Origin of the sequence: Nonomuraea longicatena (assembly GCF_039525605.1) — a bacterium.
GTDB lineage: Bacteria > Actinomycetota > Actinomycetes > Streptosporangiales > Streptosporangiaceae > Nonomuraea > Nonomuraea longicatena.
The window spans coordinates 17,423-39,674 of the sequence record NZ_BAAAHQ010000020.1 but is presented as its reverse complement, the minus strand read 5'-3'; the positions used below and the strand labels follow the sequence as shown (position 1 = coordinate 39,674).

General features: G+C 71.4%; 21 protein-coding genes. 10 read left to right on the top strand and 11 right to left on the bottom strand.

What is annotated here, in order from left to right:
* Window positions 1–41: 41 nt before the first annotated feature.
* Window positions 42–950, bottom strand: a complete 909-nt coding sequence (locus tag ABD120_RS19335; protein ID WP_343951330.1) for a phosphatidylinositol mannoside acyltransferase — start codon at window positions 948–950, stop codon at window positions 42–44.
* Window positions 947–1,543, bottom strand: coding sequence for a phosphatidylinositol phosphate synthase (gene pgsA, locus ABD120_RS19330; protein ID WP_343951329.1), 597 nt, complete (start codon window positions 1,541–1,543; stop codon window positions 947–949). Before pgsA ends, ABD120_RS19335 begins: the two co-directional genes overlap by 4 nt.
* Window positions 1,544–1,707: 164 nt before the next feature.
* Here pgsA and ABD120_RS19325 point away from each other — a divergent pair, with 164 nt between their 5' ends.
* The 3 genes from ABD120_RS19325 to ABD120_RS19315 all read left to right on the top strand — a co-directional run bounded on the left by ABD120_RS19325 (window position 1,708) and on the right by ABD120_RS19315 (window position 7,887).
* Window positions 1,708–3,846 carry an elongation factor G-like protein EF-G2 gene (locus tag ABD120_RS19325; RefSeq protein WP_343951328.1) on the top strand — a complete coding sequence of 713 codons (2,139 nt, stop codon included), beginning with the start codon at window positions 1,708–1,710 and terminating at the stop codon, window positions 3,844–3,846.
* A 111-nt stretch (window positions 3,847–3,957) separates the two neighbouring features.
* Entirely contained in the window at window positions 3,958–5,508 is a 1,551-nt protein-coding gene (locus ABD120_RS19320; RefSeq protein ID WP_343951327.1) for a glycoside hydrolase family 10-like protein, read from the top strand.
* A 309-nt stretch (window positions 5,509–5,817) separates the two neighbouring features.
* The gene (locus ABD120_RS19315) at window positions 5,818–7,887 is read left to right on the top strand and encodes a hypothetical protein (RefSeq protein ID WP_343951326.1); all 2,070 of its coding nucleotides are present in this window, start codon (window positions 5,818–5,820) and stop codon (window positions 7,885–7,887) included.
* Here ABD120_RS19315 and ABD120_RS19310 read toward each other — a convergent pair.
* A complete protein-coding gene (locus ABD120_RS19310; protein ID WP_343951325.1) occupies window positions 7,840–8,367 on the bottom strand; it encodes an HIT family protein in 528 nt (175 codons plus the stop codon). The two genes, ABD120_RS19315 and ABD120_RS19310, sit on opposite strands and share 48 nt — an antisense overlap.
* Before the next feature lie 181 nt (window positions 8,368–8,548).
* On the opposite strand from ABD120_RS19310, the gene ABD120_RS19305 reads away from it, so the two are divergent.
* Complete coding sequence (locus ABD120_RS19305; protein ID WP_343951324.1) at window positions 8,549–9,265, top strand: PIG-L deacetylase family protein; 717 nt, start codon at window positions 8,549–8,551, stop codon at window positions 9,263–9,265.
* Between the two features lie 40 nt (window positions 9,266–9,305).
* On the opposite strand, the gene ABD120_RS19300 is transcribed toward ABD120_RS19305, so the two are convergent.
* From ABD120_RS19300 to ABD120_RS19285, 4 genes are all read right to left on the bottom strand, one after another.
* The gene (locus tag ABD120_RS19300; protein WP_343951323.1) at window positions 9,306–10,463 is read right to left on the bottom strand and encodes an alkaline phosphatase PhoX; all 1,158 of its coding nucleotides are present in this window, start codon (window positions 10,461–10,463) and stop codon (window positions 9,306–9,308) included.
* A gap of 159 nt (window positions 10,464–10,622) precedes the next feature.
* Entirely contained in the window at window positions 10,623–12,587 is a 1,965-nt protein-coding gene (gene thrS / locus ABD120_RS19295; RefSeq protein WP_343951322.1) for a threonine--tRNA ligase, read from the bottom strand.
* A 40-nt stretch (window positions 12,588–12,627) separates the two neighbouring features.
* On the bottom strand, window positions 12,628–13,233 hold the full coding sequence (locus ABD120_RS19290) for a glycoside hydrolase family 25 protein (protein ID WP_343951321.1): 606 nt from the start codon (window positions 13,231–13,233) through the stop codon (window positions 12,628–12,630).
* A 56-nt stretch (window positions 13,234–13,289) separates the two neighbouring features.
* A complete protein-coding gene (locus ABD120_RS19285) occupies window positions 13,290–14,186 on the bottom strand; it encodes a TIGR03564 family F420-dependent LLM class oxidoreductase (RefSeq protein WP_343951320.1) in 897 nt (298 codons plus the stop codon).
* Window positions 14,187–14,249: 63 nt separating this feature from the next.
* Between ABD120_RS19285 and pgm the strand changes: the two genes are divergently transcribed.
* Entirely contained in the window at window positions 14,250–15,869 is a 1,620-nt protein-coding gene (gene pgm, locus ABD120_RS19280) for a phosphoglucomutase (alpha-D-glucose-1,6-bisphosphate-dependent) (protein WP_343951319.1), read from the top strand.
* A 3-nt stretch (window positions 15,870–15,872) separates the two neighbouring features.
* On the opposite strand, the gene ABD120_RS19275 is transcribed toward pgm, so the two are convergent.
* A complete protein-coding gene (locus tag ABD120_RS19275) occupies window positions 15,873–17,027 on the bottom strand; it encodes a hypothetical protein (protein WP_343951318.1) in 1,155 nt (384 codons plus the stop codon).
* A 385-nt stretch (window positions 17,028–17,412) separates the two neighbouring features.
* On the opposite strand from ABD120_RS19275, the gene ABD120_RS19270 reads away from it, so the two are divergent.
* Genes ABD120_RS19270 through ABD120_RS19260 form a run of 3 tightly spaced genes read left to right on the top strand, consistent with a single transcriptional unit; the run spans window position 17,413 to window position 19,666 of the window.
* Entirely contained in the window at window positions 17,413–18,582 is a 1,170-nt protein-coding gene (locus ABD120_RS19270) for a cytochrome P450 (RefSeq protein WP_343951317.1), read from the top strand.
* A 19-nt stretch (window positions 18,583–18,601) separates the two neighbouring features.
* Window positions 18,602–19,348, top strand: coding sequence for an HAD family hydrolase (locus ABD120_RS19265; protein WP_343951316.1), 747 nt, complete (start codon window positions 18,602–18,604; stop codon window positions 19,346–19,348).
* A gap of 45 nt (window positions 19,349–19,393) precedes the next feature.
* Window positions 19,394–19,666, top strand: a complete 273-nt coding sequence (locus tag ABD120_RS19260) for a DUF4031 domain-containing protein (RefSeq protein WP_343951315.1) — start codon at window positions 19,394–19,396, stop codon at window positions 19,664–19,666.
* On the opposite strand, the gene ABD120_RS19255 is transcribed toward ABD120_RS19260, so the two are convergent.
* Window positions 19,620–20,264, bottom strand: coding sequence for an HD domain-containing protein (locus tag ABD120_RS19255; protein WP_343951314.1), 645 nt, complete (start codon window positions 20,262–20,264; stop codon window positions 19,620–19,622). The two genes, ABD120_RS19260 and ABD120_RS19255, sit on opposite strands and share 47 nt — an antisense overlap.
* Window positions 20,265–20,302: 38 nt before the next feature.
* On the opposite strand from ABD120_RS19255, the gene ABD120_RS19250 reads away from it, so the two are divergent.
* A complete protein-coding gene (locus ABD120_RS19250; RefSeq protein ID WP_343951313.1) occupies window positions 20,303–20,491 on the top strand; it encodes a hypothetical protein in 189 nt (62 codons plus the stop codon).
* Here the strand turns inward: ABD120_RS19250 and ABD120_RS19245 are convergent.
* A complete protein-coding gene (locus ABD120_RS19245) occupies window positions 20,488–21,387 on the bottom strand; it encodes a DUF3800 domain-containing protein (RefSeq protein WP_343951312.1) in 900 nt (299 codons plus the stop codon). The genes ABD120_RS19250 and ABD120_RS19245 overlap by 4 nt on opposite strands.
* A 66-nt stretch (window positions 21,388–21,453) precedes the next feature.
* Here ABD120_RS19245 and ABD120_RS19240 point away from each other — a divergent pair, with 66 nt between their 5' ends.
* Window positions 21,454–21,681 (top strand): DUF6011 domain-containing protein, encoded by a 228-nt coding sequence (locus ABD120_RS19240; RefSeq protein ID WP_343951311.1) that lies wholly within the window; start codon window positions 21,454–21,456, stop codon window positions 21,679–21,681.
* A 4-nt stretch (window positions 21,682–21,685) separates the two neighbouring features.
* Here ABD120_RS19240 and ABD120_RS19235 read toward each other — a convergent pair whose 3' ends face one another.
* Window positions 21,686–22,231 carry a carboxymuconolactone decarboxylase family protein gene (locus tag ABD120_RS19235; RefSeq protein WP_343951310.1) on the bottom strand — a complete coding sequence of 182 codons (546 nt, stop codon included), beginning with the start codon at window positions 22,229–22,231 and terminating at the stop codon, window positions 21,686–21,688.
* Window positions 22,232–22,252 lie beyond the last annotated feature (21 nt).

Sequence of the window (22,252 nt, the reverse complement as noted above, 5' to 3'; positions counted from 1 at the left end):
CCACGAGTAGGGGCAGACGATGCCGATCCGCTTGGTGTCCGTCACCGCTTCAGGTCCTCCAGCCACAGCCGCTGCAGCATGTGCCAGTCCTCGGGGTGCTGGGAGATGCCCTTCTCGAACACGTCCGTGAGCCGCTGCGCGACGGTGGCCACCTTCTCCCTGCGGGTGCCCTCCTCGGGCACCGGGATCTCCGGGTGGATGTCGATGCCCCAGTCGTCGCCGTCGAAGTACATGATCGCCGGGAGCAGGGCGGCACCGGTCTGGACGGCCAGCAGCGCCGGGCCCGCGGGCACCTTGGTGGCCGCGCCGAAGAAGCGCACCTCGACGCCGGACTTGGTCAGGTCGCGTTCGGCGGGCAGGCAGACGACGCCGCCGCGCCGTACGCGCATGGCGAGGGTGCCGAAGTTGTGGCCGTCGCCGCCGGTGAGCGGCAGCACCTCCATGCCGAGCCCTTCGCGGAAGGCCACGTAGCGGCGGAACAGCGACTCGGGGCGCAGCCGTTCGGCGACGGTCGTGAACGGGTGGCCGACGCCGACGAGCCAGGCCCCCGCCTGGTCCCAGTTGCCCATGTGCGGCAGCGCGAGCACGACGCCGCGTCCGGCGGCGACGGTGTCGTGGACGTGCTCGGCGCCCGTCACGCGGGTGCGCCGGACGACCTCGGCGCGGTCGATGGACGGCAGGCGGAAGATCTCGTGGAAGTAGCGGAAGTAGGAGCGCATGCCCTGCCGGGTCAGCTCGCCGAGTTCGGCGCCGCCCACCGGCAGGCCGGTCACGCGCGACAGGTTGGACTCCAGACGGCGTACCGAGCCACCCCGCCTGCGCCAGACGCGGTCGGCGGCGAAGCGGAACGCGGCGGCCGTCGGCTTCTCGGGAAGGTGGGGCACCAGCTTCCAGCCGGCGGCGAACCCGGCCGCGACGGCGCGGTCGGCCAAGGACGGCTTGCGGCTCATGGCTCCCTCGTCTGCCGGTGGACGTGCACGACCCTCTGCACCACCGTGACGGCGCTGGCGGCCGCGAGCAACCACATGCCGAGCGCCAGGATGTAGGGGACGAACGAGAAGAAGGCCGCGACCAGCCCGACGACCAGCCGTTCCGGCCGTTCGGCGAGGCCGACGTCACAGGTGAGGCCGAGCGACTCGGCCCTGGCCTTGGCGTAGGAGACCAGTCCGCCCGCCACGACGGCGAACAGCGTCACCGCCGTCAGCAGCAGGTCGCCACGGGCGGCGAAGTAGAGGAGCAGGCCGCCGAAGATGGCCGCGTCGGCGACGCGGTCGAGCGTGGAGTCGAGGAAGGCCCCCCAGGTGCTGCCACCGCCGCCGCCGAGCCGCGCCACGACGCCGTCGAGGAGGTCGAACAGGACGAACACGGTGATGACCAGGGTGCCGACCTGCAGCAGGCCCTGGGGGAAGAAGAACAGGGCCGACACGACCGTGCCGACGGTGCCGATCGCGGTGACGGCGTTGGGGCCGATCCCGCGACGGACAAGCGCCCTGCCCAGCGGGGTGAGTATCCGGGTCATGGCCGGTCGCAGGAGTTTGAGCATCGCGGTCCGATCGTAGGCCATGAACAGCCCGGCGACTTTCTTTGCCTCACACCCCTTGTGATATTCGCCACAGGGGTATTTCGTGAACACACCGCGTCCATGCGGTTTCGTCCCCTCCGCGCGGGCGCGGCGTTGGAACCTCAACCGACGCAGCGGGAGGCACAGTGGCAGAGAAGAACCCGGGAGGCCATGGAGCCGCGGGCAGGGCGCCAACGGCCGACAGGGCGGACGCGATACGCAACGTCGTGCTCGTCGGCCACTCAGGAGCGGGCAAGACCACACTCGTCGAGCAACTGCTGGCGGCGACGGGCACCGTCCAGCGCGTGGGCCGGGTGGAGGACGGCAACACGGTCAGCGACTTCGACGAGGTGGAGGTGCGCCAGCAGCGCTCGGTGAACCTCGCCCTCGCCCCCGTGGTCTTCAACGGGATCAAGATCAACCTGCTGGACACCCCCGGTTACGCCGACTTCGTCGGCGATCTGCGCGCCGGGCTGCGGGCCGCCGACGCGGCCCTTTTCGTCGTCTCGGCCTCCGACGGCGTCGACGGGCTGACCCGGATGCTGTGGGAGGAGTGCGCCCAGGTCGAGATGCCGAGGGCCGTGGTCATCACCAAGCTCGACCACCAGCGCGCCGACTACGACGCGGTGCTCGCGGCCTGCCAGGAGGTCTTCGGCGACGGCGTCTCCCCCCTGTATCTGCCGGTGATCACCAACGGCCGCCTCAACGGGCTCATCGGCCTGCTGTCGCAGAAGTTCTACAACTACGCCACGGGCACCCGCGCGGAGAGGGCGCCGGGGCCCGAGCACGTCGAGCGGATCGAGGCCGAACGCGACTCGCTCATCGAGGGGATCATCCAGGAGAGCGAGGACGAGTCGCTCATGGAGCGCTACCTCACGGGCGAGCCCATCGAGACCAAGATCCTCGTCGACGACCTGGAGAAGGCCGTCGCCCGGGGCAGCTTCTTCCCCGTGCTGTGCACCGGCGGCGGCGTCGGCGCGACCGAGGTGCTCGAACTCGTCACACAGGGCTTCCCGAGCCCCTTCGAGCACCCGCTGCCCGACGTCAGCGACCTGAACGGCAGGCCGGTCTCGGTCAAGGCGTGCGACCAGGACGGCCCGCTCGTGGCCGAGGTCGTCAAGACCACGAGCGACCCGTACGTCGGGCGCATCAGCCTGGTCCGCGTGTTCTCCGGCACCCTGCGCCCCGACATGACCGTGCACGTCTCCGGTCACGGCCTGGCCGAGCGCGGGCACGAGGACCACGACGTGGACGAGCGCGTCGGCGCCCTCACCAGCCCGCTCGGCAAGCAGCAGCGGCCGGTGCCCAAGGGCGTGGCGGGCGACATCGTGGCCGTGGCCAAGCTCTCCCGGGCCGAGACCGGCGACACGCTGTCCGAGGTGGACCGGCCACTGCTCATGACCGCCTGGACCATGCCGGACCCGCTGCTGCCGGTCGCCATCCGCGCGAAGTCGAAGGCCGACGAGGACAAGCTGTCGATGGCGCTCGGCCGCCTGGTCGCGGAGGATCCGACGCTGCGGCTGGAGAACAACGCGGAGACCAGGCAGCTCGTGCTGTGGTGCATGGGCGAGGCGCACGCCGACGTGCTGCTCGACCGGCTGGCCAAGCGGCACGGGGTGGAGGTCGAGCGCATCGACCTGCGGGTGCCGCTGCGGGAGACCTTCGGCGGCACGTGCAAGGCCATGGGCCGCAACGTCAAGCAGACGGGCGGCCACGGCCAGTACGCGATCTGCCACCTGGAGGTCGAGCCCCTGCCCTCCGGCGGGGGTTTCGAGTTCGTCGACAAGATCGTGGGCGGGGTGGTGCCGCGCCAGTTCATCCCGTCGGTGGAGAAGGGCGTGCGCGCGCAGATGGAGCGCGGCGTCGTCGCCGGGTACCCGATGGTGGACCTGCGCGTCACCCTGTACGACGGCAAGGCGCACTCGGTCGACTCCTCCGACATGGCCTTCCAGATCGCGGGGCAGCTCGCGCTCAAGGAGGCGGCCGCCAAGGTCCCCACCCTGCTGCTGGAGCCGGTCGACGAGCTGGCCGTCCTGGTCGCGGACGAGCATGTCGGGTCGGTGATGTCGGACCTGTCGTCGCGGCGGGGCCGGGTGCTCGGCACCGAGCCGGCCGGTTCCGGCCGCACCCTGGTCAAGGCGGAGGTGCCGGAGCTGGAGCTGTCGAGGTACGCCATCGACCTGCGGTCGATGTCGCACGGCACCGGGACGTTCTCCCGCTCCTTCCTGAGGTACGAGCCGCTGCCGTCACATCTGGCCGGCAAGCTGGCCGACGGCGTGGAGTGACCGTGACGTGACCGTTGGTGCGGGCGACCGCACCAACGGTCACACGAATATCACGAGTTGATTCCAGTTTTCGGCCAAAGCATCCCCAGCCGAATGACAGACTGAGGAACCATGCGAACCGGACGTCCCCTGCTTGCCGCAGTCGCCATCGCCGCCGTGACCACGGGCGCCGCCTACGTGCTCGGTCAGGGCGCCGAGTCCGAGGCCGCGCGCGAACCCGCCGTCAGGGCGGCCGAGGTCGCCGCCTGCACGCCCGACGCCCGCTACCCCAAGCGGCAACTGCGCGGCGTCTGGATCGCCACCGTCAAGAACATCGACTGGCCCTCGCGGACCGGCCTGTCGATCGAGCGGCAGAAGGCCGAGTACGTCAAGATCCTGGACGCGGCCGCCAAGCGGAAGCTCAACGCGGTCTTCGTCCAGGTCCGCCCGGCTTCCGACGCGCTGTACCGCTCCTCGATCGAGCCGTGGTCGCAGTACCTCACCGGCACCCCGGGCAAGGACCCCGGCTGGGACCCTCTGCCGTTCCTCATCTCCCAGGCGCACCAGCGGGGCCTGGAGTTCCACGCCTGGTTCAACCCCTACCGTGCCGCCTACGACACCAGGACCGCCGATCTGCCCGCCTCGCACCCGGCCCGGGTGCACCGCGACTGGGTCGTGAAGTACGGCGACCGCCTCTACTACAACCCGGGCCTGCCGCAGGTGCGCGAGCACGTGACCCGGGTCATCACCGACGTCGTCCAGCGTTACGACGTCGACGGCGTGCACTTCGACGACTACTTCTACCCCTACCCGGGCGGGGGCGGCACCTTCGACGACCGGGCCGCGTTCGCGAAGTACGGCGACGGCAAGAAGCTCGCCGACTGGCGCCGCGACAACGTCAACAAGCTGGTCGCCCAGGTCGACAAGGCCGTCCACGACACCAAGGGCCACGTCAAGTTCGGCATCAGCCCGTTCGGCATCTGGCGCAACAAGGCCCAGGACCCCTCCGGCTCCGACACCTCCGGCATGTCGGCCTACGACGCCATCTACGCCGACGCCCGCCACTGGATCAAGGAGGGCACGGTCGACTACGTGATGCCGCAGTTGTACTGGCCGCGCGGCTTCCGGGCGGCCGACTACCGGGCACTGGTGCCGTGGTGGGCCAACGAGGTCAAGGGCACCGGCGTCGACCTGTACCTCGGCCAGGCCCTCTACCGGGTGGGCGCCACCGACGACAGGGCGTGGACCAAGCCGGGCGAGCTGTCGGCGCACCTGACGCTCAACCGCCGCTACCCGCAGGTGGACGGGGACGTTTACTTCAGCGCCAAGCAGTTGCTGAGCAACCCGCTGAAGGCGATGGACCGCATCTCGGCCGAGCACTACAGCCGTCCGGCCCTGCTGCCGCTGATCAAGGGTCTCGGCGGCGACGCCCCGGCCAAGCCGGCCGGGTTCCGGGCCTCGGGCACCAAGCTGACCTGGCAGGCGACGCCGGGCGCCCGGGGGTATGCGGTCTACCGGGTGCCGGAGTCCGGCGCGTCCTGCCAGGCCGCCGACGCGCGCAACCTGGTGTCCGTGCTCTCCTCACCCGCCTTCGACGGCAAGCCTGGCACCTACCTGATCACATCCCTGTCCCGGCTCCAGCAGGAGTCGGCGCCGGTCGAGGTGAAGATCCCCGCAGTCTGAGCACGGTCAGGGAGGGTCGGTCGTGGCATCGCCGTGACCGACCCTCCCTGACGGGCGGGCACAGGGCGGTCGTGGCAGCGCCGTGTCCGTGTCCCCGTCGGGCGGGCAACAGGGCGGCGTCGCGGCGGGTGGCGGCGCGGGTGCGCGCCGCCTGGGTCGACNNCGCCGGCCGACGGCGGCGGGTGGGCGGTGGGGCAGCCGGGCCGTGACGGAGAAGGGCGCCCGAGCCCGCGCGGGCAGTCGCGAACCCCGGGCGGCGGGCTCGGCCGCAGTGAGAGGATGGGACACCTTCTAGGGACGGGAGACACAGTGCGGCGGGCGCTCGGTGTGGTGTTGTTGCTGCTGCTGGCGGGTGTGCTCACCCCGGCTGCGCAGGCTCAGGCACGCGATCAGGCGCGGGTGGCGCTGATCGGGGTGTCCGCGCTGCACTGGAAGGACATCACTCCGTCCGACACCCCCAACCTCCACCGGCTCGCGCAGTCCAGTGCCCTGGGCTCGATGTCGGTCCGCACGGTCGGCAACGTCACCTGCCCCTACGACGGCTGGCTGACGATCTCGGCGGGCATCCGCTCCGCCGCGGGCTACCGGTGCGGCGCTCCCCCGATGCCCGAGCAGCGTGGTGCCGGAGCCGTCATCCCCGACTACGAGTACCTCATCGACGTCGCCGGGCAGAAGAACGTCGGCATCCTCGGCGAGACCCTCAAGGCGGCCGGTGCCGCCACCGTCGCCATCGGCCCCGGAGCAGCGCTCGCGCTGGCCGACCGCACCGGCGCCACCCCCGCCTACCACGCCTCCCCGCTCCAGTTGCGGACCGCCGACCTGGAGACCGCGCGCCTGATCGTGATGGACGTCGACGACCTCGTCCGCCCCTACCTCGGCGCCGACGACAAGCTGCCCCGCGAGCCCGACCCGCTGCCGGCCGCCGAGCGCCGCAAGGCGCTGCGCCTGGCCGACGCCAAGGCGGGCGCGCTGCTGTCGATCCTGCCCGCCGGCACGACGGTGCTGCTGGCCGGGGTGTCCGACCACGGCGGCGTCCCGCACCTGCGGACGGCGATGCTCAGCGAGCCCGGCGCGCAGGGCAGGCTGCTCGGCGCCTCCTCGACCCGCCGCGAGGACATCTCGATCCTGCCCGACCTGACCACGACCGCGCTCACCAAGCTGGGCGTCGCGGTCCCCCACACGGTCATCGGCCAGGTCATGACGGCCGGCGACGGCGGGGCGACGTTCCAGCGGATGACCGACGCCGACGAGAGCGCCCAGACCATGCGCTCGGTCAAGGGCGTGTACTTCACGGCGCTGGCGGTCCTGCAGGTCCTGTTCTACGTCCTGGCCTTCCTGCTGCTGCGCCGCCGCGCGGCGCTGCCGTGGGTACGGGGGGCCGCGGTGGCGCTGGCCGCGCTGCCGGTCACCTCCTTCCTGGTGAACCTGCTGCCGTGGTCGACGCACGTGGAACTGTTCGGCGGGATGCTGCTGTTCTGGGTGGCGCTGACCGGGCTGGCCTTCGCCGGTCCGTGGCGCCGCAAGCCGCTCGGGCCGCTGGCCGTCGTCGCCGGGGCGACCGCGCTCACCCTCGCCGGCGACCTGCTGACGGGCACCACCCTGCAGCTCAACAGCTTCATGGGCTTCAGCGCCGAGCAGGGCGCCCGCTACTACGGGCTCGGCAACATCCCCTTCGCCCTGCTGGCCACGGGCACCCTGCTGGCCACCACGGTCGTCGCCCACCGCTGGCCCGGCAAGATCGGCGCCGCCGTGGTGGCGATCGTGGGGGCCTTCGCGATGGTGCTCGGCGGCTCCGGGCTCGGCAGCGACTTCGGCGGCGTGATCGCGTTCGTGCCCGGCATCGCGGTCACCGCGCTGATCATCCTGGGCAAGCGCATCTCGCTGATGAAACTGGCGCTGTTCTGCGTCGCGGGCGGCCTGGCCGTCACCGCGTTCGCCGTCGCCAACTACCTCAAGCCGCCGAGCGAGCAGTCGCACCTCGGCCGGTTCGTCGGCCAGGTGCTCGACGGCGAGGCGTTCGAGGTGGTGTGGCGGAAGTTCGAGGCGATGATCAGCACGCTGATCAACCCGAACCTCGTCCCGATCGTGATCGCCGCCCTCGGCTTCCTCGTCTACGCGGTGATGCGGCCGGAGAAGGCGTCCTCCGGCGTGGTGCCCGCGGCCTTCGAGCACTCGCCCGCGCTCAAGGCGGGGCTCATCGGCACGCTCGTCAGCGGAGTGGTGGGCATGCTCGTCAACGACTCGGGCGCCGCCGTGCTGTCCATGGCGCTCGCGCTGGCCATCCCGCTGCTGCTGTCGGCGGGCATCGCCGCGATGCGGCAGCAGGACGGCTCAGCCGCCCCAGGCGTCGGCGAGCAGCTCGCGGGTGTCGCGAAGTAGCTGCGGCAGCACCTTCGTCTGCGCGACCACCGGCATGAAGTTGGTGTCGCCGCCCCACCTCGGGACCACGTGCTGGTGCAGGTGGGCGGCGATGCCCGCGCCCGCCACCTGGCCCAGGTTCATGCCGACGTTGAAGCCCTGGGCGCCACTCGCCTTACGCAGCGCGCGCAGCGCCCGCTGGGTGAAATCGCCGAGTTCGGCGGTCTCCGCCGGGTCGAGTTCGTCGTACTCGGCGACGTGCCGGTACGGGACGACCATGAGGTGGCCCGAATTGTAGGGGTAGAGGTTGAGGACCGCGTAGACGCGGGCACCTCTGGCGACGATCAGGCCGTCGGCGTCGTCCATGGCGGGGATCGTGCAGAACGGGCAGCCGTCACCCGGGCCCTCACCGGTGGGTTTGTTCTCGCCCTTGATGTATGCCATCCGATGCGGGGTCCACAGCCGCTGAAAGTTGTCCGGCGCCCCGGCCTGATCCTGCATGCTAAGCAGCATATTCTTCCCGCCGGGCGCACCAGGACATCCAGGCCGCACTCGGCCGGGCCCGAGGCGTCCGGGGTGCGGCGCTTCCCGCTGTTGGAAGGCCGGGCGGTACGGCTTCGGGGAGGATCGGTCGCAAGGCGGTCGCTACGGTGGGGGAAAGGAAACTCAAAGGGAGGCTGGGATGGCGGAGCTGGCAGAGATGCCCGGAGACTGGCGGCGCGCACTGGCGATCGTGGCGCATCCGGACGATCTGGAGTACGGGTGCGCGTCGGCGGTGGCGTTCTGGACGGACAACGGCAAAGAGGTCTCCTACCTGCTCGCCACCCGGGGTGAGGCCGGGATCGACGGGATCACCCCCGCCGAGGCCGGGCCGCTGCGCGAACGAGAGCAGCGGGCCAGCGCCGCCGCCGTCGGGGTGTCGAGCGTGGAGTTCCTCGACCACGCCGACGGGGTGATCGAGTACGGCGTGCGGCTACGGCGCGATCTGACGGCGGCGATCCGGCGGCATCGTCCCGAGTTGCTGGTCACCATGACCTATGAGGACACCTGGGGCGGCAGATACTGGAACTCCGCTGACCACCGGGCGGTGGGGCGGGCCGTCCTGGATGCGGCCGCCGATGCGGGCAATCAATGGATATTTCCGGATGTGGGGGTGCCGTGGGGCGGGGTGCGGTGGGTGGCGGTGGCGGGTTCGGAGAACCCGACCCACGCGCTCGACGTCTCGACCTGCCTGCACCGGGGGGTGGCATCACTGCTGGAGCATCGCGCGTACATCGCGGCGCTGACGGACGAGGACCCCGAGTCGTACGTGCGCACGATCGTGGAAGAGTCCGCCCATGCGGCCGCCCCGTACTTCGGCGGCCGCCCGGCGGTGACCTTCCGCCTGTTCACCCTGTGACGGGGCGGCGCTCACGGACAGGACCGGAGCCCGCCCGCCGTCACCGGCGGAAGGGGCCCTGGACGCAGTAGGTGATGCCGGCCGACGAGGAGCCGGACGTACCGCGCTGGGAGGAGAAGTAGAGCCGGTCGCCCGCCGGGTTGAACGCCGGTCCGGTGATCTCCGACGAGCTCTGCCCCGTGATGCGCAGGAACGGCGACACCTGGCTGCCCGGGGTGATGAGGCAGATCTCCATGTTCGCCCCGTCCTCGGCGACGTACAGGTCGCCGCCTGTCGTCCCGGTCACGTTGTCCACCCCCGTCAGCGGCGGTGTGCCCGGCGTGACCAGGCTGTCGTCGTAGGCCAGTTCGTACGTCCCGGCCACCAGGTTCACCTGCCACAGCCGGTTGTCGCCCTTGGTGGTGAACCACACCCTGTCGTCGGCGTAGTGGCAGCCCTCTCCACCGTTGAACACCTTCGCCCCCTGGACCTGGTGGCGGGTCCGGGTCGGCGAGCCGTCGGGGTCGGGGATGTTCGCCCAGGTGAACGAGCCGGACGTGGCCGTGCCCGCGACCAGGACCTGCAGGGTGCCGCGCGACAGGTCGCCCCACGTCGTCGGGACGAACCGGTAGAAGCGCCCGTCGGACTCGTCCTCCGTGAGGTACACGACCTTGCGCACCGGGTCGGCCGCCGCGGCCTCGTGCTGGAAGAGACCCATCGCGGGCCGCCGTACGGCGGTGCCGCCGAACGGGTAGGTCTCGTACACGTACCCCCGGTCGACCTCCTCGCACGACAGCCACGTCTTCCACGGCGTCGCGCCACCGGCGCAGTTGAGCCGGGTGCCACCCAGGATGCGGCCGGCCGACACGATCGTGCCCGCGGCGTTGAAGCGGATCACCGACGCGCCGCCGTCGGGGTTGATCTCGGAGTTGGACACGTAGGCCCAGCCGGTGCCGTCGGCGAAGCAGGCGCCGCCGTCGGGGGCGTCGTGCCAGGTGTAGGAGGTGCCCGCGACGACCTGGCGGGAGCGGGCCACGATCTTGCTGGTGAACCCGGACGGGAGCATGATGCCGTTGGTGTCGGCGGCCCGCAGCGGGCCGTACGGGCCGGGGGCGGGCTGGGCGGGTGAGCCGAGGCCCGTGCCTTCCCAGAGGGTGAAGGGCAGCGCGAGCGCTCCGGCCCCGACGACCGAGGCACGCAGGAAGTTCCGTCGTTCCATGTCCGACCCTTTCCTGTACCGGGGGCTCTTTCATGTCAGGACTGATCGTGCATCATGGTGCTGGGCGGCTCAGCGGCCTCCAGCTTCTCAAGACGCACAAGGTTCTCAAAACCTAGATTTCACCGTTTGTGGCAACAACGGAGAAGGGGGCCGTCTGAGTCAGACCTGGATCCGCCGTTCGACCGCGCCGATGATCTCGGCGACCGCCTCCTCGACCGGTACGCCGTTCTTCTGCTCGCCGTTGCGGTAGCGGAACGACACGGCCCCGTTGGCGATGTCGTCGTCACCGGCCAGCAGCATGAACGGCACCTTGGCCTTCTGCGCGTTGCGGATCTTCTTCTGCATGCGGTCGTCGGCGGTGTCGACCTCGACCCGGATGCCGCGCTCGCGCAACTTCTTGGCCACGTCCTGAAGATAGGGCGCGTGCGCCTCCGCGATCGGGATGCCGACGACCTGCACGGGCGCGAGCCACGGAGGGAAGGCGCCCGCGTAGTGCTCGACGAGCACCCCGAGGAAGCGCTCGACCGATCCGAACAGCGCCCGGTGGATCATGACCGGGGTCTTCCGGCTGCCGTCGGCCGCCTGGTACTCCAGGCCGAAGCGCTTGGGCTGGTTGAAGTCGAGCTGGATCGTCGAGAGCTGCCACGTGCGGCCGATCGCGTCCTTGGCCTGGACGGAGATCTTGGGACCGTAGAAGGCGGCGCCGCCCGGGTCGGCGACGAGGTCGAGGCCGGACTCCTCGGCCGCCTGGCGCAGCGCCTCGGTGGCCTCGTCCCAGTCGGCCTGCTCGCCGATGAACTTCTCGGAGTCGTCGCGGGTGGACAGCTCAAGGTAGAACTCGTCCAGGCCGAAGTCACGCAGCACGCTGAGCACGAAGGTCAGCAGCGACTTCAGCTCGTCGCCCATCTGCTCCTGGGTGGTGTAGATGTGCGAGTCGTCCTGCGTCATGCCGCGCACGCGGGTGAGGCCGTGGACGACGCCCGACTTCTCGTAGCGGTAGACGCTGCCGAACTCGCACAGCCGCAGCGGCAGCTCGCGGTAGGAGCGGCCGCGTGCGCGGAAGATCAGGTTGTGCATCGGGCAGTTCATCGGCTTGACGCGGTAGTCGACGCCGTCGAGCTCGAAGGCCGGGAACATGTCCTCGCCGTACCAGGGCAGGTGGCCCGAGGTCTCGAACAGGGAGGACTTGGTCAGATGCGGCGTGTTGACGAACTCGTAGCCCGCCTCCAGCTGCCGCTGGCGCATGTAGTCCTCCATCTCCTTGCGGATGATCCCGCCCTTGGGATGGAAGATCGGCAGCCCGCTGCCCAGCTCCGGCGGGAAGCTGAACAGGTCGAGCTCGGCGCCGAGCTTGCGGTGGTCGCGCCGCTCGGCCTCTTCGAGCAGCTTGAGGTAGTCGTCCTGCCGTTCGCGGGACTCCCACGCGGTGCCGTAGATGCGCTGGAGCTGCGGGTTCTTCTCACTGCCCCGCCAGTAGGCGCCACCGGTGCGCATGAGCTTGAAGGCCGGGATCACCCGGGTGCTCGGCAGGTGGGGGCCTCGGCAGAGGTCCTTCCAGCACAGCTCGCCGCTCTTGGGGTCGAGGTTGTCGTAGATGGTCAGCTCGGCGCCGCCCACCTCGACGGTCTCCTCGTCGGCCGCGCCGCCCTTCAGGCCGATGAGCTCCAGCTTGTACGGCTCGGCCGCCAGCTCGGCCCGCGCCTCCTCGTCGGAGACGACCCGCCGCGAGAACACCTGCCCCTGCTTGACGATCTCGCGCATGCGCTTCTCGACGCGCTTGAGGTCGTCGGGCTGGAAGGGGTGCGCGACGTCGAAGTCGTAGTAGAACCCGTTGTCGACGGGCGGCCCGATGCCCAGCTTGGCCTCGGGGAACAGCTCCTGGACCGCCTGGGCGAGCACATGGGCGGCCGAGTGGCGCAGGATGGCGCGGCCGTCCGCGCTGTCGATGGCAACCGGCTCGACCACGTCGCCCGGGACGGCGTAGGAGGCCAGGTCGCGCAGTTCGCCGTTGACACGGGCGGCGATCACCGTGCGGCCGTCGGCCTCCAGGGCCTGGCCGTACGTCGTGCCGGGCTCGACCACACGCTCGGCTCCGGCGAGGGTGATGCGTAGCTCGGCTGACACGGTGGCTCCTTGGATCGCACGGGTTTGATGGACAACGATGCTATCGCGGCCTGAACCCCAGCCTGGTCAGGTCTCGGCGGCTGCCGTGGAAGACGTTGCGGTCCAGCGGGCTGTTGGCGTGCTGGTGGATCGTCCAGTCGTTCCAGGGCAGCGGCACCATGGGGTTGCCGCGCGGCAGATCGGGCCCGGCGATCCACAGCGGGTGGTCGCCGAGCCCGGCGCAGTGGCCGGTCCTCGCGAACGACAGGAACGTGTAGACGAAGGGGCGCAGACCCGTGCTGCGCTCGACGTAGTGGCACCAGCGGCGGGCGTACCTCGCCACCCGCTCGGGCGGCAGTCCGTCGTTGGTCTCCAGGTCGAGCGCGATCAGGTCGCCCTTGCGCAGGCCGCCGGCGGCGTAGACCGTGCGCAGGAAGTGGCGGGCCTGCTCCACCGGGTCGCCCTTGGGGCGGGCGAAGTGGTAGGCGCCGCAGACGAGCCAGCTCGCCCGCATGCCGTCCCAGTTGCGGGCGAAGTAGCGGTCGGTGTAGGTGCCGCCCTCCGTGGCCTTGGCGAAGGCGAAGGCGACGCCGCTGCGCGCGTGTCCCGACCAGTCGACCGTCCCCTGCCAGTTGGAGACATCGATGCCGTGCAGCACTCGTTTCACCTTGCCGGAGTCTAGGTCGATCCGGCCGGGCGGGCTCAGCGGCGCGCCGTCGGCGTTCAACCTGCGAGTTCGGCCAGGAGTCTGCGGGTGCGGTCGCGGTCGCCGTACTCGGAGGCGATGAAGTCGGTGACGCCGGCGCGGCCCAGTTCGGCGAGTTGCCGGGCGACGCTGTCCTCGTCCCCGACGACGGCGACCCCGCCCGGGCCCGCCGCGCCCTCCCTGTCGAGCACCGCGCGGTAGGAGGGCAGGGTGCCGTACATGGCGAGCATCCGGTCGGCCTCGTCGCGGGCGGCCTGCGGGTCGTCCGTGACGGTGACGGGCAGCCCGCACACGACGCGCGGGGCCGGGCGTCCGGCCTTGTCCGCGGCGGCGGTGAGCGCGGGCACGACGTGCTCGGCGACGGTCTTGGGGCCGGTCATCCACAGGACGGTGCCGTCGGCGAGCGATCCGGCCAGCTCCAGCATGCGGGGGGCGAGGGCGGCGACGAGCACCTGCATGCCCCGGCCCGGGGTGCCGAGGGCGATCTGCGCCTTGAGCGTCTCGCCCTCGTAGGCGACCTGCCCGTCCTTGACCAGCGGCACGAGGACGGACAGGTAGTCCTTCATATGCCTGGCCGGCTTGGCGAAGTCGTAGCCGAACATGTCCTCGATGACGACCTGGTGCGACAGGCCGATGCCGAGGGTGAGCCGGCCGCCGACGGCCGTGTTGACGGTCAGCGCCTGCTGGGCGAGGGCGGCCGGGTGGCGCGGGTAGGTGGGCACCACGGCGGTGCCGACCTCGATGCCGGGTACCGCCGGGCCCGCCGCCGCCAGCGCGGTGAGCGCGTCGACGCCGAAGATGTGGGAGATCCACGCCGACGGGAAGCCGTCGTCGCGCGCACGCCGAAGGTCGTCGCGCAGCGCGCCGACGGGGTCGTCACCGCGTGGTTCGCCGAGGAAAAGTCCGATCCGCATCGCCGCCGAGACTCCGTTTCTGCGTTCAGGTGCCCGTCATGGGCCCCGTCATAAGCTTGGCGCATGACCCACGATCGCGCGGGACAGCCCGCCCAGCCGTCCGACCTGGTGGACGTCGCCAGGCTGGTGACCGCCTACTACGCGCTCCACCCCGACGTGGACGATCCGGGCCAGCGGGTGGCGTTCGGAACCTCGGGCCATCGCGGCTCGGCGTTGCGCTCCGCCTTCAACGAGGACCACATCCTGGCCACCAGCCAGGCGATCTGCGAGTACCGTACCGCGCAGGGCGTCACCGGTCCGCTGTTCCTGGGAGCCGACACGCACGCGCTGTCCGAGCCCGCACGGGTCTCGGCGCTGGAGGTGTTCGCCGCCAACGGGGTGCGGGTGCTCGTCGACAGCCGCGACGGCTACACGCCGACCCCGGCGCTCTCCCACGCGATCCTCGCCCATCCGGGCTCCGACGGGGTCGTGGTGACGCCGTCGCACAACCCGCCGGCCGACGGCGGCTTCAAGTACAACCCGCCGAACGGGGGCCCGGCCGGCACCGACGCGACCGGGTGGATCCAGGACCGGGCCAACGAGTTGCTGGCCGAGGGGCTCAAGGGGGTGCGCCGGGTTCCGTACACGCGGGCGCTGGCGGCCGACACGACCGGCCGCTACGACTTCATGGACGCCTACGTGGCCGACCTGCCGTCGGTGATCGACGTCGAGGCGGTGCGCGCGGCCGGGGTGCGCATCGGCGCCGACCCGCTGGGCGGGGCGAGCGTGGCGTACTGGGGGGAGATCGCCGAACGGCACCGGCTCGACCTGACCGTGGTCAACCCGCTGGTGGACCCGACGTGGCGGTTCATGACGCTCGACTGGGACGGCAGGATCCGCATGGACTGCTCGTCGCCGTACGCGATGGCCTCGCTGATCGGCAACCGCTCGCGCTTCGACGTCTCCACGGGCAACGACGCCGACGCGGACAGGCACGGTGTCGTCACCCCGGACGGCGGGCTGCTCAACCCCAACCACTACCTCGCCGTGGTGGTGTCCTACCTGTTCTCCCACCGCGACGGCTGGCCGGCCGCCTCGGGGGTGGGCAAGACGCTGGTGAGCAGCAGCATGATCGACCGGGTGACGGCCGGGCTCGGCAGGCGGCTGTACGAGGTGCCCGTCGGGTTCAAGTGGTTCGTCCCCGGGTTGCTCGACGGCTCGCTCGGATTCGGCGGCGAGGAGAGCGCGGGCGCCTCGTTCCTGCGGCGCGACGGCTCGACGTGGACCACCGACAAGGACGGGATCATCCTGGCGCTGCTGGCCGCCGAGATCATCGCCGTCACCGGCAGGTCGCCGAGCGAGCTGTACGGCGAGCTCACGCGGCGCTTCGGCGAGCCCGCCTACGCCCGCGTGGACGCGCCCGCGACCCGCGAGCAGAAGGCCGTGCTCGGCCGCCTGTCGGCCTCGCAGGTGACGGCGGACTCGCTGGCGGGCGACCGGGTCACCGCGATCCTCACCGAGGCGCCGGGCAACGGGGCCGCGCTCGGCGGGATCAAGGTGGCGACCGAGCAGGCGTGGTTCGCCGCCCGCCCGTCCGGCACCGAGGACGTCTACAAGATCTACGCCGAGTCGTTCCGCGGCCCCGAGCACCTGTCGCGGGTGCAGGAGGAGGCCAGGGCGGTGGTCAACGCCGCCCTGGGCTGAGCCTCACTTGGTGTCGGCGAGGACGCGGTCGTCGGCGATGGCGGGGAAGGCCCCGGTGTCGACGATGCCGTGCTCCTGGTAGAGGGCCTCGATCAGCGAGTGCGCCTGGGGTTCCAGCTTCCAGAGCGCTCGCCATTCGCGGGCGATCGTCAGTGAGATGCCCACTTCCTGGGCGATGTCGATCGTCCTCGGCACGATCCGCTTGGCGATCTGCCGGTCCCAGTACTGCCGGGCGGCGCGCATCAGCCGCGCCCGCTCGGCGCTGTCGACGACCTGCGGCGTCGTGTCGTACACCACGTCGTCGTCGTCGACGAGTTCGGCCAGCACCGGCGGCAGCGCCCGCGCGGGCACCGGCTGGTGGTTCTGCTCCCACGGCACGCGCGGGTCGGCGTCGACCAGCTTGGAGGTGTTGTACAGGGCGGCGATCTGCGCCAGCAGCGCCTCCTGCCTGGTCTGGTCGACGGCCAGGCCGGTGTGCTCGACCGCTTGGTCCATCGCCTTGTCGAGCTTGGCGAGGGCGGCCCTGACCTTGCGCTCGGGCGCTCCGCCCTCACGCAGCGCCTTGGCCTTCTTGGCGGCCAGGGCGACCCGGGTGAGCCTGCGGTGGGCGTCCACCTCGCTGGCGTTGCGGTCGTTGACCTCGGCCAGGCCGAGCCGGACCAGCATGCGCTCGGGGGTGAGACGCCAGTTGATGCGGCCGGTGCCCCGGATGCGGTGGCGCTCGATGGCCATGCCGCGCTCCCACAGCCACGCGGCCACCAGGGGCGCGGCCAGGCGGAAGACGGCCTCGGGCAGGCTGCCCGCGTCCATGCTGGACAGCACGGCGGTCAGGCAGGTCAGCACCCACACGGCGATGCCGTCGATGCCCGCCGAGTAGTTCTCCCGCATGTTGCGTCTGGCCCGCACGGCACTGGTGATGATGGCGATCTCGATGAAGGCGAACAGCAGCAACCTGAGCGGGCCGTCGAGCCCGAGGACGTCTTCGGAGAAGCGCCACATGCCCTGCGCGGACACGCCGGTGGCGATGCAGGCGGCCACGACGGTGAGGACGTCCTCGACGGGACGCGGGGCGACGTACCGGGTGAAGAAGGTGGAACTCGCGCGCCAGGCGACCCGGCCGAACACGTAGGCCAGGGCGAGCGCGACGAGCGCGGACACTCCGATGATGGTCGCGACGAAGGGCTTTTCCGAGATGAAAGCGGCTATTTCCTCAAATGGGGGCATCAGTCACTGTCCGTCAGGTTGGATGTCCGACTGCGTTCGACGAGATCATTGCAGAATGTCGCTCCCTTGTACGCCAAACCGGCCCCCGTCCGCCATAGAGCGACACGATCGCAAACCCTAGCGGCAGTCGGAGCTCCCGGAGACCCGGGACCGGGGCAGGAGCCGCCCTTCCCACTTACGGAGGATGTGCGAGGGCGGGTCATGCTCCACACTGAACGAGGCGTCCCCGCAGTCCGCGGCACGGGCACTTGTCGCAGGTGGGACTATCTATAGGGGACTTATCACCACATAGCGCAATGCCCCCGGCAGGATGGATTTGATGGAAGAGTCAGAGTTTCCCCTCGTGCAGTTCATGCGGGAGGGTTTCGACCCCGTCGCCGAACTCGGCCGCATCCGGACCGAGCAGCGGGTGTTCCCCATGGAGATCCCCGGTGACCAGACCGTCTTCCTGCTCACGCGGTATGAGGACGTCCGCGCCGTACTCGGTGACCACGAGCGCTTCAGCAGCGACTTCGCGGGCATCATCGGCCTCGGCTCCAACCAGGACGACCCCGGCGGCCTCGGCTTCCGCGACCCGCCCGAGCACACCCGGCTGCGCAAGTACCTCACGCCCGAGTTCACCATGCGCCGCCTGCGCAGGCTCGAACCGCGCATCGAGGAGATGGTCGAGGAGCACCTCGACCGGATGGACAAGGACGGCGCGCCCGCCGACCTCGTGCAGTCCTTCGCGCTGCCGATCCCGTCGCTGGTGGTCTGCGAGCTCCTCGGCGTCCCGTACGACGAGCGCGCCGACTTCCTCAAGATGAGCACCGACCGCTTCGACTTCATGGCCGGGCCGGAGGCGTCGCTCCAGGCGATCAACGACGCCATGACCTACCTGGTCGACCTGGTCGCCCGCGAGCGCCGCGACCCCGGCGACGGGCTGCTCGGGCAGCTTCTGCGCGAGCACGGCGACGAGCTGGACGACCGTACTCTCGCCAGCATGGCCGACGGCCTGCTCACCGGCGGCCACGACACCAGCACCAGCATGCTGGCGCTGGGCTCGCTGTGGCTGATGGAGAACCCGGAGGTCGCCGCCAGGGTCCGCGAGGAGGACGGCTACATCAACCAGGTGGTCGAAGAGCTGCTGCGGTACATGACGGTCGTCCAGGTCGCCTTCCCGCGCTTCGCCCGCGAGGACCTCGAACTGCTCGGCACGCCGATCAAGAAGGGCCAGATGGTCCTGTGCTCGCTGGCCGCCGCCAACCGCGACCCGGCCCTCGGCGAGGGGATGGACAAGGTACGGCCCGAACGCGCCTCCAGCGGCTCCCACCTGGCCTTCGGGCACGGTATCCACCGCTGCATCGGCGCACCGCTCGCCCAGATGGAGATGCGCATCGCCTTCCCGGCCCTGCTGCGCCGCTTCCCGGGGCTCCGGGTCGCCGGCGAGGTGCCGTTCCGCAAGCTCGCCATCATCTACGGCGTGGAGAAACTACCCGTCACCTGGTAGTGAGCGTACCGTCACAGATGTGAACGGACCCGAGATCGACCTGTCCTCGATCGGTGCCGTCGTCCTCGACAGCGACGGCGTCGTGACCGACACCGCCCGGGTGCACGCGGCCGCCTGGAAGCACGTCTTCGACCCCTTCCTGCGCGGCCGCTCGGCCCCCTTCGACGTCGAGGCCGACTACCGGCGCCACGTGGACGGCCGCCCCCGCCTCGACGGGCTGCGCGCCTTCCTGTCCTCCAGGGGCATCGACCTCGCGCAGGGCGCCCCGGACGACGAACCCGGGACCCCGACCGTCCACGGGCTCGGGGCGGCCAAGGACCGCGAGTTCCTCACCCAGATCGGCAAATACGGCGTCGCCGCCTTCCCCTCCGCCGTCGCGCTCCTGCACGAACTGCGCCGGCGCGGCAGCCGTACGGCGGCGGTCACCGCGAGCGTCCACGGGCGGCGGCTCATCGCCGGAGCGGGGGTCGAGCACCTGTTCGACCTGGTGGTCGACGGGTACGACGCCACGCTCATGAACCTGCCCGGCAAACCGGACCCGGCCCTGTTCCTTGAGGCGTGCCACCGGCTCGACCTGCCCGCCGCACGGGCTGCGGTGGTGGAGTCCGCGCTGCCGGGGCTCGTGGCGGGGCGCGCGGGCGGCTTCGGGCTCGTCGTCGCCGTCGGTCCGCGGGAGCGGGCGGCGGAGCTGCGCGCGCACGGCGCGGACGTGGTGGTCGCCGACCTGGACGAACTGACGGTGCGGGGACGGGTGCCCGTCTCCTAGCGACGGCCGGCGCCGGCTTGCGGCGGTTCCTGGACAATATGGTCCGTGACGATTCTGATCGACCCGCCCGTGTGGCCGGGGCCGCGTGAGCTGATGTGGTCGCATCTGGTGAGCGACGTGTCCCTCGCGGAGCTGCACGCCTTCGCCGAGGCGCTGGGGATGCCGCGCCGCGCCTTCGACCGCGACCACTACGACGTGCCGGAGACCCTGTACGACAAGGCCGTGGAGCTGGGCGCGGAGGAGGTCGGCTCGCGCGAGCTGGTGAGCAGGCTCACCGGCGCGGGGCTGCGCCGCCGCCGGAGCGCCGCGGGCCGGTGAGCGCGGCCAGTTCGGCGGTGAGCTGCCGCACGGCCCGCTCCTGCCACAGCCGCCGCGCCCGGGGCGTGCGGTAGAGGGAGGGTACGGCCAGCAGTCTGCGCAGCACCTCCGCGCGGCCCTTCCTGAACAGCTCGTCGGGCACGTGGGCGTACTCCTGCCTGATCGCCCGCGCGTACTCCTCGTAGCCGGGCCGGCCCAGCACCGCGAGGTCGGCGTCGCACAGGACGGCCCCGTTCGCGTCGCCGTCGCGCAACCGGTCGTGGGCCGCGGTCAGCCGCACGAGCCTGGCCACCTCCGCCACCATCTCCGAGGGCACCCCGCACAGCGGCAGCCGCGCCTGGGCGAGCTGGGCGCTGCGCTCCTCGTCCCAGCCGGGGCGGCCGTCGTACACGGCGTCGTGGAACCAGGCGGCCAGCCGGACGGCGGTCGGCTCGCCCGCCTCTGCGGCCAGCTCGTCCACGGCGTCGAGGACTGCGCGCAGGTGGGTGCGCGTGTGGTAGCGGCGGTGCGGCTCGGACCAGCGGGCCCACAGCTCGGCGCCGAGCGCCCTGGCCGCCGGCGAATCGCCGACCAGCTCCACGAATGCCCGATAACTCATTACCCATCCTTTAAGTCCTGGTCGCTAGGGTTTGCCCCGTGGCAGTGTGGCGTACCCCCGACGGGGTCCAGGTGGAGGCGATCGTCCTCGACGACCGGCCCGTCCTGCGCATCTCCCGCCAGGTCGGCGACCAGACCTACCTGTACGGCTACTGCGCCAGTGTCGACGACCTGGCCGAGCACGGCATCGACCTGGCCCAGCTCACCGAACCGCGCCCCGCCTCCTAGGATGCCGCCTCGGGGGCCAGCAGCCGCCAGCTCCGCGCGTCGCCCCAGGTCGAGCCCTCGTCGACGTACGGCCGCAGCAGCGCCGTGAGATCGGGGTCGCCGTGGCCGCCGAGTTCCTCCGAGGCGATCCGGCGGGCGGCGCCCGCGAGCAGGTCGGCGACCTGCACCCGGGCGTCGGTGCGTGAGTCCACGAGCCGGAAGTCGGCGAGCAGGCCGCCGGACAGGCGGGCGATCCTGGCCACCCGTTCCTCCGACAGCACCGTCTGCTGATCGTGCACGACCGTGACCGGCACACCGCCCGAGGCGCCGTAGGCGATCGCGCGCAGGATCGCCGGGATCAGCGGGTCGAGCGCGGGGCTCTCGTCCTCCCGCGTCCCGAACTCCGCGAGGTACGGCATCGCCGCGAGCAGCCCGCGCGCCAGACCCGAGCCCGCCCGCAGCGGCTCGGCGAGAAGCCCGAGCAGGTCGCCGGGGTCGCGGGCGCCGTTGCGCGCTCCCGAGCGCATGTGGTCGTTGACCGCCTCCAGCAGGCGCGGCCACGCCTGCCCGAACTCCCTCGGCCCGGCCTCCCGCAGCTCCCCCGCCGTCAGCCCGAGCACGTCGGCCAGGCGCCGGATCAGGAGGTGGGTCTTGTCGGTGAGGTGGACGCGGACCTGGCCGTAGGCCGGGCTCGACGGGCCGAGCAGCCACATCAGCGCCCTGCGGTGCTTGGAGCGGCGCAGGATGCTCGACTTGTACTCGGTCGTGGGCGAGGGCGCCCGGTCGCGGAGCTCGGCCAGGCACCGGGCCGCGGACTCCGCGTCGAGCCGGACGGCGGCGTGGGCGAACACGTCGGTGTTGCCGCCGACGAGCTTCTCCCCCTCGGCGCCGGACTCGTCGCAGGCGATCTCGGGCACACGGCCATCCAACTCGCCCGCCGCCCGTGAACACAAGCAGGTTTCAGCCGGTCCTAGGGTGGGCGGGTGAGCTCAGACGACGTGACGTTGTTCGACCTCGGCGAGCCCGCCGTCCGCGAGCACGTGGTGCGGTGCGCCGCGTGCAAGCACGCGCTGCGGACCCCCGAGTCCCGGCTGGCGGGCATCGGGCCGGACTGCGCCTCCCGCCTGGGCCTGGCCTCCAGGAGGCCGCTGCGGATCACCGGCGTGCCGTCGGGCTGGAACTGCGACGGCCAGCTCGACCTCCTGGAGTGAGGGTTCAGCGCGGCAGCGCCGCCACGTATCCGGTCTCGACCAGGCCGGCCGCCATCGCCCGGTAGGCGTCGGGGTCGTCGGGCGCGATCGTGGCCAGGCCGTCCACGTAGCGGTTGAACATGCAGAAGGCGGCGGCGATGAGGACCGCGTCGTGGATCTCCACGTCGGTGGCCCCGGCGACCCTGGCGGTGGTGACCTGCCCGGCGGTGACCGTCTTGCCGTCCTGCTGCACGGATCCGGCGATGTCGAGCAGCGCCCGCATCTTGGCCGACAGTTCCGCCCGCGCCGGGTCGGCGCAGATCTGCTCGACCGGCGCGCTGTCCTCCGGCAGCTGCGCCTGCGCGAACGCGGCGTGCGAGGCGTAGCAGAAGCGGCAGTCGTTGCGCGCGGACACGTAGGCGGCGATCAGCTCGCGCTCGCCTCTGGACAGCGCGTTGTCGTCGCGCAGGAGCACCTCGGCCAGCTCGCCCAGCGGGCGGGCGGTCTGCGGCCGGTAGTGGAACAGGCCGACGATGCCCGGAAGGTCGTTCCCCAGCGTGATGTGTGCCATGACATCTCCTCTGCGAGTGGT